This window comes from Tenacibaculum agarivorans (genome assembly GCF_001936575.1).
In the GTDB taxonomy this organism is placed as follows: Bacteria; Bacteroidota; Bacteroidia; order Flavobacteriales; family Flavobacteriaceae; genus Polaribacter; species Polaribacter agarivorans.
Genome location: NZ_MSMP01000008.1, coordinates 158,271 through 171,138, shown reverse-complemented (window position 1 = coordinate 171,138; position 12,868 = coordinate 158,271). Strand labels below are relative to the sequence as shown.

At 31.3% G+C, this 12,868-nt stretch carries 11 protein-coding genes; 5 read left to right on the top strand and 6 right to left on the bottom strand.

Features of this window, described 5'->3' with window-relative positions; genetic code table 11:
* Positions 1 to 67 precede the first annotated feature (67 nt).
* Positions 68 to 1,366, bottom strand: a complete 1,299-nt coding sequence (locus BVC87_RS08085) for a c-type cytochrome (RefSeq protein ID WP_075341891.1) — start codon at positions 1,364 to 1,366, stop codon at positions 68 to 70.
* A gap of 217 nt (positions 1,367 to 1,583) precedes the next feature.
* Between BVC87_RS08085 and BVC87_RS08080 the strand changes: the two genes are divergently transcribed.
* Positions 1,584 to 1,943: an SPOR domain-containing protein gene (locus tag BVC87_RS08080; protein ID WP_075341861.1), complete on the top strand. Its 360-nt coding sequence runs from the start codon at positions 1,584 to 1,586 to the stop codon at positions 1,941 to 1,943.
* 51 nt (positions 1,944 to 1,994) lie between these two features.
* Here BVC87_RS08080 and BVC87_RS08075 read toward each other — a convergent pair whose 3' ends face one another.
* The 4 genes from BVC87_RS08075 to BVC87_RS08060 are packed head-to-tail and all read right to left on the bottom strand — an operon-like array spanning position 1,995 to position 7,241.
* Complete coding sequence (locus BVC87_RS08075) at positions 1,995 to 2,594, bottom strand: TetR/AcrR family transcriptional regulator (protein ID WP_075341860.1); 600 nt, start codon at positions 2,592 to 2,594, stop codon at positions 1,995 to 1,997.
* A gap of 3 nt (positions 2,595 to 2,597) precedes the next feature.
* Entirely contained in the window at positions 2,598 to 3,806 is a 1,209-nt protein-coding gene (locus BVC87_RS08070; protein WP_083629337.1) for an NADH:flavin oxidoreductase/NADH oxidase family protein, read from the bottom strand.
* Between the two features lie 6 nt (positions 3,807 to 3,812).
* Positions 3,813 to 5,408, bottom strand: a complete 1,596-nt coding sequence (locus BVC87_RS08065) for a GMC oxidoreductase (protein ID WP_075341859.1) — start codon at positions 5,406 to 5,408, stop codon at positions 3,813 to 3,815.
* Between the two features lie 3 nt (positions 5,409 to 5,411).
* Positions 5,412 to 7,241, bottom strand: coding sequence for a fatty acid desaturase (locus tag BVC87_RS08060; RefSeq protein ID WP_075341858.1), 1,830 nt, complete (start codon positions 7,239 to 7,241; stop codon positions 5,412 to 5,414).
* A 104-nt stretch (positions 7,242 to 7,345) separates the two neighbouring features.
* Here BVC87_RS08060 and BVC87_RS08055 point away from each other — a divergent pair, with 104 nt between their 5' ends.
* From BVC87_RS08055 to BVC87_RS08040, 4 genes are all read left to right on the top strand, one after another.
* The gene (locus tag BVC87_RS08055; RefSeq protein ID WP_075341857.1) at positions 7,346 to 8,002 is read left to right on the top strand and encodes a DUF6796 family protein; all 657 of its coding nucleotides are present in this window, start codon (positions 7,346 to 7,348) and stop codon (positions 8,000 to 8,002) included.
* Between the two features lies 1 nt (position 8,003).
* Complete coding sequence (locus tag BVC87_RS08050; RefSeq protein WP_075341856.1) at positions 8,004 to 9,668, top strand: CRTAC1 family protein; 1,665 nt, start codon at positions 8,004 to 8,006, stop codon at positions 9,666 to 9,668.
* A 135-nt stretch (positions 9,669 to 9,803) separates the two neighbouring features.
* Positions 9,804 to 10,076, top strand: a complete 273-nt coding sequence (locus BVC87_RS08045) for a hypothetical protein (RefSeq protein WP_075341855.1) — start codon at positions 9,804 to 9,806, stop codon at positions 10,074 to 10,076.
* The gene (locus BVC87_RS08040; RefSeq protein ID WP_075341854.1) at positions 10,066 to 10,452 is read left to right on the top strand and encodes a hypothetical protein; all 387 of its coding nucleotides are present in this window, start codon (positions 10,066 to 10,068) and stop codon (positions 10,450 to 10,452) included. The genes BVC87_RS08045 and BVC87_RS08040 overlap by 11 nt, the downstream gene beginning before the upstream one ends.
* Here the strand turns inward: BVC87_RS08040 and BVC87_RS08035 are convergent.
* On the bottom strand, positions 10,439 to 12,859 hold the full coding sequence (locus BVC87_RS08035) for a hypothetical protein (protein ID WP_075341853.1): 2,421 nt from the start codon (positions 12,857 to 12,859) through the stop codon (positions 10,439 to 10,441). The two genes, BVC87_RS08040 and BVC87_RS08035, sit on opposite strands and share 14 nt — an antisense overlap.
* Positions 12,860 to 12,868 lie beyond the last annotated feature (9 nt).

The following is a 12,868-nucleotide window of genomic DNA, read 5'->3' as shown; positions in this document are numbered from 1 at the left end:
TTATTATTGTGTTTATTTAATGATTGAAAGTATATCTTTCAATTATTGAATTCTTAATTAATTAATTTTAGTAATGACACTTTCCACATTCTTTACCACCTAATTGAGCGATGGTAACCTTTTCTACCCCGTACTTTTCTGCTAATTCTTTATGAATTTTAGCATAGTACTCATTACCTTTTAAATCTACATTTGTTTCTTTGTGACAGTTAATACACCATCCCATAGTTAATGGAGCGTATTGATACAACTCTTCCATTTCTTCCACTGGACCGTGACATTTCTGACACTTAACTCCTGCAACTGTTACGTGCTGTGAGTGATTGAAATATGCAAAGTCTGGTAAATTATGAATTCTAACCCACTCGATTGGCTTAGTTTCACCTGTATACTTTAATTCTTTTGCATCCCAACCTACATGCTCATATATTTTAGCGATCTCTTTATCTAACTCCGCTTTTCCTACTACACGACCTCCATCTTCTAGCACAACTTTAGTTCCTTCAGCTACTTCAGCAATATTTTTATGACAGTTCATACAAATATTTAAAGAAGGAATACCTGAATGCTTACTATGTTTCGCTGCAGAGTGACAATATTGACATTCAATTTTATTATCTCCAGCATGAATTTTGTGTGAGAATAAAATTGGTTGTACTGGTTGATATCCTTGATCTACACCAACTTTTGATAAGTTCCCAAATAAGAAATACGCAGTAATTAGTGCTCCAAAGATCACAAACAACACATGTAAAAATGTATTCTTTTTTATACCAGCCCAAAGCTCAGCAGATTGACCTAATAAACCTGGTGTTTTTGGCGCACCCTTTAACTCACTTACTGTTTTTAATAAGTTAAAGATAATTAAGAACGCAACAACTATTGCAGCTCCTAAAATCCAAATCACCCACTTTGGAGCTCCAGATTCTAAAACTGGGGCATCTGGTCCTTTTGAACCTCCTCCTGAAGTTACTGGATCACCAACAGTAGTATAATATAAAATATCATCAACCTGTTTTTCACTCAACTGAGGAAAAGCAGTCATGTTCGCTTGATTGTACTCTTCATAAATAGCAATCGCATCTGCATCTCCAGAAGCTCTTAATGCTGCGTTATTCTTAATCCACGCCTTTAACCACTCATTGCTTCTACGCTCTTCAACACCAGCTAAAGCCGGACCTGTTGACTTCTTATTCAACTTATGACAAGAAGCACAATTAGCGTTAAACAACTTTCTACCAGCTTTTTGACGCTCTACGTCAACATCTTGGGCATTTACCGAAAAACTTACTAAAAAAACAACTAGCGAAGTAAGGCTATTAAGAAGTATTCGACTAAGTTTACTGTGATAATTCACACTTTTCATACTATAAAAATATAATTTTTGCATCTAATTTGTACAACGTTTACACTTTCGATACTTAAAATATCGTCTGTTTAAACTCGGACAAAATTACTACTTCTTTGGAAATTGTGAAATGTTAAGAGATTCCTAATTTGTAATTTATATCAATTCTAAATAACTTATTTTAGCAATCTATTCGATAACAAGTCGTTACTTTTGTTGACATAATTATTAAATAATGAACAGTAGTAAAACTTTAGCATTTATAGTATTCGTTTTTGTAGGTTTTTTGCAATTAAACTCACAATCTAAGTACACTAATAATGAAAGTATTAATTCATTGTTAGCTAAGAAAAGAAAATACAATAGTAAGAATGGTAGCGGCTATAGAATTCAATTGTACAACGGTGCTGAAAAAAGAGCTAGAAATATCCGTTATAATTTTAACATAAAATTTCCAGGTGAGCGTACTGAGTTGACTTACGAAGCTCCAGACTGGAAAGTAAAAGTTGGGCGATATTACACCAAGTTAGAAGCTGATAGAGCTTTAAATAAAATAAAAGAGAAATTTTCTGGAGCGATTGTTATTCCTTATTAGAAAATTTTAATGATACATAAAAAAAGGTTCAAACAATGTTTGAACCTTTTTTTATGTTGTTAACGCATTAATTCTGAGTTTTAAATACTGATGTACAATATCTTTTAGACTTAAATTCTCTTCTTTAAAATGTCTATGATCAGTCATGATATTCATGATAAATGTATTATCCATAGCCAATAATAAAGTAACATTAAATTTAGCAAAAACACCTGTCTGCATTCCTTTTGTGTAAATCATTGAAAATGTGCTTAAAATCTGATTTGTAGTTTTTCTAATTTGATTCCAAATTTGAGGGAAATTGGTTTGAATTTCTTCTAAAAAATAAATGGATATGCCTTCTACACTATCACTAATTTTTAATAGAATAGATTCGTATAATAGAACTAAATCAGCATCAGCAGGTAATTCTTCAAAAACCACTTCTTCCAAATCTTTTAACACCATACCTACCATTGTAGCGTACAATTCCTCTTTAGTTTTGAAATAGGTATAAATTGTACTTTTACTTTTTTGAATAAGTGCCGCCAAATCATCTAAAGTTAGTGCATCTAGCTTTTCATATTGTACTTTATAGAATAATTCTTTTACCCAAGCTTCTGCCTTTTTAGATAATTGTTTTCGTTCTCTATCTAATGCTTTTCTTCCCATGAGTTATAACCAGCCTTTTACCAATTCGTTTTTAGTTAATCTTAGCACGGCAAGATATGGATTATACTTTGGGTTTAATCTTTTTCCTTTTGCTAATTGATGAATTTGATAATCGTAAAAACCTGCTTCTGCAAAGTCTTTCATCTTTTTAATTTTGAAATCAAAAGTAGCATCTCCTACTCTATAATTCTCATCTTCTAGAAATATTTTAGGAAAATTTTCATCTGTAATAAAAGGACGGGCAAACCCTATCATTTCTAATTCTTTATTTGCTAATACTTCGTTACAGAATTTCTGAGATCGAAATCCTCCTGTAACCATAATTGGCAATGTGGTTTGTTTTTTAATTTTTTTAGCAAAATCTAAAAAATAAGCTTCTCGTTGCCGAGTAGACTCTCGTTCATAACGCTCAGTTAAAAAGACAATATTTTCGTACGTTCCTCCAGAAATTTCCAATAAATCGATATGCAACGTTTCCAAATATTGAATTACATACATTGCATCTTCTTCGTTAAAACCACCTCGCTGAAAATCAGCACTATTCAATTTAACAGATACTGGAAAATTATCCCCTAATTCTACACGTACTCGTTTCACAATATCAAAAAGTAATCGTGCTCTATTTTCTATACTGCCTCCATAATCATCTTCTCTTTTGTTTGTTTTTGGAGATAAAAATTGACTTAATAAATATCCATGAGCAGCATGTATTTGAACCCCTGTACATCCTGCTTTTTTTGCTAAAATAGCTGTAGTTACAAAACGATTTTCTACATCTTTAATCTCGGCAACAGTCATAGCCTTTGGCTTTGCAAACAACATTAACTTTTTAAGTTGAATAGCAGACGGTGCTATAGGTTTGAATGTAGAAAAAATAGATGCTTGCCTACCTGCATGATTAATTTGCGCCCAAAATTGTGTATTATTTTGAGTAGCTACTTTTGCAACTTCTCTCAACGATTCGATTCCTGATTCATCTTCTAAAACAATATTTGCAGAGGCTTCCTTATAGCGACCATCGACCATAATATTTCCAGAAATCAATAGTCCTGCTCCGTTTGAAGACCAATGTTTATACAAATCAACAATTGCTTTAGTTGCTTGTTGTTTTTTGTTTGCTAAACGCTCTGTCATTGCAGCTTTAGCAATTCTATTTTTAATAATCACTCCACACGGCAGTGTAAATTCTTCTAAAATTGGTTTTGTTTTCAAGGCTAGTTATTTTGTTGGTTGTATTTCAGTCTTACTAGGAATCTTAGACATGGCAAGTTCAGAAATTGCGGTAATTGACAACGAAGGATTTACTCCTGGATTGGCAGAAATCATAGCCCCATCACAAACATACATATTCTCATACCCGAATACTTTATTATCTTTATTGATTACTCCTTCTTTGGATGTTTCACCCATTACAGCACCTCCAAGAATATGCGCTGTTGTTGGTGTACCCAATAATACATCAGCAAAATTAGAGAAAGGAATTGCTTTTACTTTTCGCCCCAGTATTTTCGCTAATTTAGATGCTTCAGGTATAAAACCACTCGGCGCTTCTTTAGATTCTTTTTCAGTTTTTAACTGGGTAACTTTTCCAAGTTTTAACCGTAAAGTACTATCTAAGGTTTGCATAAAAAGCAATACCGTAGTTCGCTTACTGTATGCCTTGGTGAATATGGTTTTAAACAGTTGAATAGGATATTTAAAGAGTACTCCAAAAACACCTAAAATTCGAACTATGGCATATTTATGCTGTACAGATGGTATGGTTAGTGTTCTAAAAAAACCAGAACCTTTTCCATAACGTACAGGCTCTAAATGACTATTCTTATCGATATGCAAAATTGAACCAATAGCTATTCCTTTAGAATAGTCTTTTGATTTTTTTTCTGTTGATGTTATTAACAACAACGATTCATTGTTTGTTCTAATATTACCACCTACCATATCCGATAAATTTGGCAATGATTTTTTTTGCTTCAATTGTAACAATAAAGGTACGGTACCTAAAACACCTCCTGAAAAAACAACTCCTTTAGCTATTACTGCTTTAGCTTTAGCAAACTTAGATGTACTTTTTTTGAATGAAATCGTATATCCTGAGCTTCCTTTTTCATTATCTATTGGTATAACATCAATTACTTCATGTTCTGCTACAATATCAACTCCTAACTTTTGTGCAAAATACAGGTAATTTTTATCTAATGTATTTTTTGCATTGAATCTGCAACCAGTCATACAAGCTCCACAATAATTACAAGCTGCTCTGTCTGGACCTTCTCCATTAAAATATGGATCTTTTACTTTTTCTCCAGGTTTTCCAAAATGTACGGCTACTTTAGTGGTAGAAAAGTGTTCTTCTCTTTCTAACGTTTTAGATAGGTCTTGTATTAAATGATCCGCTGGACCAAAATATGGATTTTCTTCAGCACCTAACATTCGGTAGGCTTCTTTATAATGTGGTGCTAACTCTTCTTCCCAATTTTGCAAACCATTCCAACTTCCAGAAGTGAAGAATTCTTTTTTGGGTATGGGTAGCGTATTGGCATACGTTAATGATCCTCCTCCAACTCCAACTCCTGAGAGTATACTTACATGGTTTAAATAGGTCATTTTAAAAAACCCGAATAATCGTAATCGAGGTTCCCAAAGCCATTTCTTTAAGTTCCAATTTGTTTTAGGAAAGTCTTTGGGTGTAAACCATTTTCCTTTTTCAATTACCAATACGGTATATCCTTTTTCAGCCAATCGTAATGCACTTACTGAGCCTCCAAAGCCGCTACCAATAATTACATAATCGTATGTATCTTTCGTCGTCATATTTTACGATTTTAGTTTAATATCTGATTTAGGTTTACACATACAAGTAAGTATAAAACCTTCCTTTTTTTCGTTAGTTAGTAAAACGGATTGCTCTTCTGTTTTCCAATGTACTTTACCTTCTTTCAATTCACTTTTACATGTTCCACATTGTCCCATACTACATGCATATGGAATTGAAATATTATTCCTTTTTGCTCCTTCTAAGATGGTTTCTGATTCATAAACGGAAAAATGTTTGTGATTAATTTCCACTTGGTACATGTTACCTGATGGTATAATTGTTTCGTATGCAAATTCTTCAATAATTATATTGTTTGAGGTTACTCCTATAATGGTAAGTACTTCTTTTGAGGCTTCCATCATAGGTGTTGGGCCACATATGTAATAATTTGTTTGATTTGTGTTTTTTAATAGTTTTTCTTGGTACTCTTTGGTTAACAAATCATACGTAATTGTTAATGAAAATTGATGTGAATACTGTTTTTCAAGGTCCAGTAATTCTTTATGAAACATTACATCTTTTTCTGATTTACACCCATACAGTAAACTCACATTAGACACATCATCTTCTAGCACTTTTTGAATGATTGAAATAATTGGTGTTATACCACTTCCTCCTGCTATAAAAATATGATTATTGATGTCTTTTTCTTCTTTAAATCTGAATGCCCCGAAAGGTCCAGAAACATTCACATATTTTCCTTTTGATACATAATCTACTATTTGATTGGATAGTTTTCCTCCAACCACTCTTTTTACTCCTATTTTTAATACTCCTGAATTTGGATTAGAACAAATAGAATAACATCTACTCACTTTTTCACCATTAACTAACATAGAAATTACCACATATTGCCCTGCTTCAAATTGAAAAGGAATATCTCCAACATTCTTAAATTGAACTTCAACTGCATCGTGTGTTAGTTTTCTTACTTGATCAACTTCTAATGAGTATTTCCAAGTTTTTCCTTCTAAAATATCCGCATAGGTGTTTGTACTTTTGAGTATATTCAGCTCACCATTTCCAAAACCTTCAACTGGTGATTGCTTTTGTTTTAGTTCTTGTTCAATAAGTTGATACTTTTTCTTGTATAAATAGAATGGTACTCTAGGATATAGGTGATGGATTAAATGATAACTTTGAAAAAAAGATAAAAACTCTAATCCAGGCATGGTTACAATTCTAGTGTTATGATATTTATCCATATTATGATGTGGATAATGCGGAAGCCAATCGAATGTAAAGCCTAAAATGGGTGCAGCTACTAGAGCAGGCAGCAATAACACAATTAGAAAATTATAGTGAAGGTTTAATTTTATAACTACAATTAAAGCTATTATTATTGTTATAATAAAAATTAAAGTCTGATTTCTTGTGTTTCGCATAGCTTCGTTTTGCTTACTCTCACTTCCTAATGAAGCCTTATAATAATGTCCTATTAAAGTTAAACATCGTAGAAAAACCGATAACCAATTTTTACCTCTTACGTAACCATCTGGATCTTCTTCAGAATCATTGGTATGTGCATGATGTTGTAAATGAATAATTTTAAATGCACTAAAAGGAAAGAAGAGAAAGCTTGCCGATATCCATCCAATCCAGTTTTCAATTTTGTTGATTCTTGAATTACCTCTTGAAATATTACCATGGCTAGATTCGTGAACTACAGTAAACATACTGTAGGCTAAAAAAGCACCGATTAAAATAGTAATTAATTCATTTATAACTCTAGAATCAAATAGATAATACAAAACCCCATAAGAGATCAGTAACACTAAAAAAAGAAAAATTGTAGGATATGCTATAGATGTTTTTGAGTTTGAAATCATAAATCGAACTATTTTTTCAAATATAGTTCGATTTTTTTATAAAATCAAATTATGTAAGCTCACATAATTACTAACGACCAATGCTAAGTAATTAACATTAAATCATGAAATTAACCAAACTATTAGGCTACTTAGGTCTTATTGCGTCTGTTTTAGTAGGATTGGGTGAATACTACCTTCATTATTCTCCTAATATTCTAAATCATGCAGATCATTATGAATTTTTCTCTTTTGTAAACACTTCAAACTTAACTTATGGGCATTTTTTAGCCATTATTGGATTACCTTTTTACTTTGGTGGTTACTTGCATATATATAGAATGTTGAAAAGTGGAAATCCAATACTTTCAAAAATTGTTTTAGCAGTAGGATTTATTGCCTTTGCTGTAGGTGGAGTTTGGATTGGTTCTAGGGCATCTATAGGCAACATTGTACTGTTAAAAGATTCTTTATCGAATGAGAATTATCAAAATTTGTTAGCACATTATACTGATCACATGGAAATTTTAGTAAAAGTCTTACGTATTATTATAGCTTTACTATCTGTATTCTTTGTTACAGCTATTGTAAAAGGAAACACATTTTACAAGAAATGGATGGCTATTTTTAATCCTATTACCATACTCATTACACTAGTAATCATCGGCAAATTAATCCCTAGCATAGGAAAACATATGCTACCTATTTTGATGAATGTTACTCATTTCATTTTATTCTTTATATCATTATATCAATTACATCTTTACATAAAATCAAAATAACATGTTAAAAAAAGTACTTAAACTTATTGCCCTTGTCCTAATTGTAGGAGTAGTTTTTATTTTAGGGTTCTTTTGGCGAGACGCTAATGCTGATAAATATGACAACTCAATAGCAGACGAAAAAATCCCTGTATTTGAAAAAATACCGTTAGATTTCCAACATCAGTATAACAATGAAAAATCACTACCTATTGCCCCATCTGCTTTAATCGATATTGATAACGATAATATTGACGAAGTATTTTTTGGCGGTGGTATGGGGCAAGATGATGCTATTTATGCCTTTAAGAACAATGCTTTTGTAAAGATTTCAGATCAAGTTAGTCTTCCAAAGAAAGAGCTTAACGCTACCACAATTGGAGTTGTTTCTGCTGACTTTGATAATAACGGATTTACAGATTTAATTATAAGCAGAGAAGATGGATTAACAATTTATTATAATTCTAATGGAACGCTTACACCTAAAAAAATCAATACTCCTATGAATGAAAAATCAACTCCTGCAGGTATCACTGTTGGGGATATTGATAAGGATGGCGATTTGGATATTTTCTTGGCCACTTACATTAAAAAGGAGTTAATGGAAGGGCAAACTATTTTTGAAGATTATAATTATGGTTCAACAAGTGAATTGTTGTTAAATACTGGAAATGAGAATTTCGTTAGTATCACTAAGAAAGCGGGGTTAGATTATGTACATAATACTTTTCAAGGTGTTTTTGTAGACATTGATAATGATAGTTGGTTAGATTTGGTTGTTGCTCATGATACTGGCGAAGTGAGAACTTATAAAAACAACGGTAACTTAACCTATAGTTTACAAGAAAACCCGCTAACTAAAAAGTTTGCTTACCCAATGGGAATTGCTGTTGGTGATTACAACAATGATGGCAATGTCGATTTTATGTTTTCCAACACCGGTAGCACCTTACCACGATTTGTAGCTAAAGGTGATATTAAAGACGCTTCCAAGTTTAATGAAAAATGGATTCTTTTTAGAAATGATGGTGATTTTAAATTTACTGATGTAGCTGAGGAAGCTAAAATTGCCAATTATGAATTTTCTTGGGGAACTGTTTTTGCAGATTTAAATAATGATGGATTACAAGATTTAATTGTTGCTGAAAACTATGTAGATTTAGCTCCAAACAAATTATTTAGACTACCAAGTAGAGTATTAATTCAGAAAGAAGATCATACATTTTCAGCTACTGAAACTCAAAGCAATTTAGTGAATCCTCATTTTGCAATTACTGCTTTAACTAGTGATTTTAATAATGATGGATATTTGGATTTTATTTGGACCAATATCAACACTCCTTCCTTAGCCTACATTAATAAAGGAGGAAATAATAATTATTTAAAAGTGAACATCGGAGAAAACCATGCTAGTCACGGAATATCTGTAACTGTTACAACAAAAAATAAAGTTTTAACAGAATACTTAGTTACGGGTGAAGGATTAGCTTCTGACCAAACTGCTTTATTGCATTTTGGATTGGGTCAGGAAACTGAAATTTTGGAAGTTTCATTATGTCTCAATAATGGTAAAGAAATTAATATAGTTAAACCTCAAATTAATAGTATTCTAAATCTTACACCAAAAATTAAGGAATTGGAAGAGATAGTAAAAGAAGAACTTGAACTTGCAAACAAAAATAACTAAACCAGCTATTTTTAATCGCATTACAATATTTATGTGATCCAAACTTGCATGTATCGAATCAAATTTAACACATGTAAGTTTAGGCTCACAAGAATAGAGTTAAAACATAGATAGTTAAACATAAAAAACAATACAATGAATTTTTTAACTAAATTATTTGGAACAAGGTCTGAAAAAATAAACGCTGAATTATCTGATGGATACTGCCCTAATTGTTGGGGTGACCAAGAATATGATAATTTAATTCGTGTAAAGTATAAGGACAAACAAATTGACGTCAACAATCATAGTGCAAATTATGCTTTTGTTCAAAATTTTATAGTGACCTACATGAAGGGTATTAAACTAAAAAGCACTATTGAAGGAAGCGAATGTCCTACTTGTTACATGAAGAAAAATGAAAAATAATATCCTATCATTTTTCATATATACACTACTGGCTATTGGAATTATTGGTGTTAGCGGTTTAGTGGTTACTGAAATACAAACAGGCAACGGTTGCCCTAAAATTTTAAGTATACCGATGTGTGTAGTTATACTAATCTGCTTTATCGCTCCCCTTCTTTCTCATATATATAAAAAATGGAATTTTCTGTATTTCTTTTTTACAGGAAGTGCCTTACTAATTGCTACAATTGCATCAATATTACAATTTACAAATAATGCGGAGTGTCCAAAAGATTCTAATGGCACTCCTATGTGTTATTTTTCTTTTTTGATTTTTTTTAGTTTAATACTATTGAATATTTTTTACGTAAAGAGTAGCAAAACTAAGGCATATTAACAGGCGCATTATCATGATAAAACTTTGCATATTTTAAAGAGAAGTAATCCTCTATTTCTTTTTCAGTTTTCTTTTCTTTTAACAACATAAAAACCTTGTTTATATATTTTTCTTTAAACGCTTTTAAAAGTCCTTTATCTTTTAATACATCTTGATAGGTTAGTCCAGAAAGTTGTTCTTGCATCCATACATGCGCTTTGTATTTTCGTTCTCTTGCCTTTAAATCTTTCATATCACTCTCTAGTACGAAACGTCCTTTTCGTTTTTCTGCAGTAACTAAATTACGTAACCTAGCATAATCTTGTTTTAATCGTTCATCTAATACTACAGCTTGTTTATATAAGTTTTGTAAACTCTTTGTTGCTATTTTATGGTATGCATCAGAAAAATCTTTGTACTTATACAATAAGTCTAAATAGTTGATAGCTGATTTTTTATATTTTTTGTTACTAGAATTTTCATTGTCTTTTATATCTAATGACAGTAATTCTAGATCATTCATTATTTGTTCTAAACTTCTAACCGTTTTAAAATCCTCCAAATGAATTAAAGAAGTAATTTCATCACTAATTTTTGAATGTTCACCTTGAAAAAGGTGCTCTCTATATGAAAATTTAAAGATCTTATCTTTTTTCTTTCGTTTTTTTCTTTCTCTAGGTTTTCTATTTAGTGATATTTCAGGTTTAGTCACATCAAAAGCATAACTATAATTGAAGGTTAATGTAAACTCACTTAGGTCTTGCTGATTAGTAGTATTCCTAAACAGTTGAATAGCATTTAAACTTATATTATGTTTTTTGGCTAGTACCGTACCTGCACTTGCCCTAAAATTTAATACTCCTGTTTTTATTTCTTTGTTAACACTATTATTATAGGCTGTTCCAAAGGTGGTATTCAATTTATTTTTGAAAAATAATTTATTTAGATTTATCGAGGTTCCCCAAGCATCACTATTATCTCTACCAATATCATTGTAACTGTAATTAAACGAAGAGGATACTGTAAATGAATTTTGAGGAAAACCAATGGTATAGACCGCATTCCCATTATGAAAATTGTTTGCTTGTCCAACTCGTATCACTCCATTTTCTTCATTTGCAGATGACGCTAAGGAGTAATTTAAATTTACTGTTTGAGTTGAATTTTTCTTTTTAGAGACTACCCAATTTAGATTTGCATTCGCATTTTGAGACAGTTGTCTGTAATTTAATGCTTCTTGTTCTTCGTCTGTAAGGTCATTATCATTAATATCATCAAATTGATTTAAGTTTTGATTGGTAAATGATGTAAAGTTAGAATACATTCCCGTTAACGTAATGTTTTCTGTCATTTGATAGCTTGCATTTACACTTCCAACTGTTCGTCCTAAAGATTGTGTTTTCTGGTTATTTAAATTATCCCTTTGATATCCTAAGTTAAATGAAATACTAATTTTATTCTTTAATAGAGAACGTGCTAGATTCAATGTTATGTTTTCAAAATCGTTATTGAAATAATATGCTCCTAGTGTTTCGTAATTTGGATCAATTCTTTCATATCCTACTCCGACTTTCATTCCTCCTAAATTTACATCTAATCCCGCTTTTATTGCATTATAAAATTCGGTAGATGTTCTATTATCAAATAAAAATCCTGCTAAATTTCCAGATGAAATTGTGCTTTTATCTGCTCTCAAATCTTGGGTTATTGCAGTAGACGCATATTCTGCCCTAATAGTATATCGTTTTGCAATTGTGGTTTCACCTAGCACACTTATGACTAAATTTTCTTTAGGTTTAATATTTCTTTCTTCTGGAATAAGCGCTACTGAATTGATATTATCTTTAGCATAAAATCCAATAACTCCAATTTTATAATTTGGTTTTTGCCACCCTAATTTAGCACCATATCCTACTCTTTTATATGCTGGTAACGTTTGCTCATTGCCATCATCTTCAGTAGCTTTTAACAACCTTCCATACATGGCACTAAACTGCAATGGAGAGTTTGGTGTTAACTCAATTCCTCCTCCTGTAAATTGATGTCCGCTTAACGTGTAGGGAGAAAAATTCATAGTAACATCTCCTATATGTGCTTGTATCCATTTATAACGTGGATGTAGACTTAGTCTATTAAAATTAAATGGCAATTGATAATCAAAATTATCTCCTTGGTTAGAATAGCTATAGGTAAATGGCACATTAAATCTTAACCAACTTACATTAATTGTTCCTTGTACAAAATAGGTAAATGGAGTACGAGCATTTCTATTATTTGAATTGTAATAAATAGTATTCGCATTTACATTTCCATTCACCTTCAATTTGGTTGATTTTGTAATACCTTCTATATCTAAGTTTTGAGCTTTTGCCTTAAAATTAAAGCATAGCATTACTACTATAAGTATTTTAAATATAACTCTTTTCACCTTTTCTTT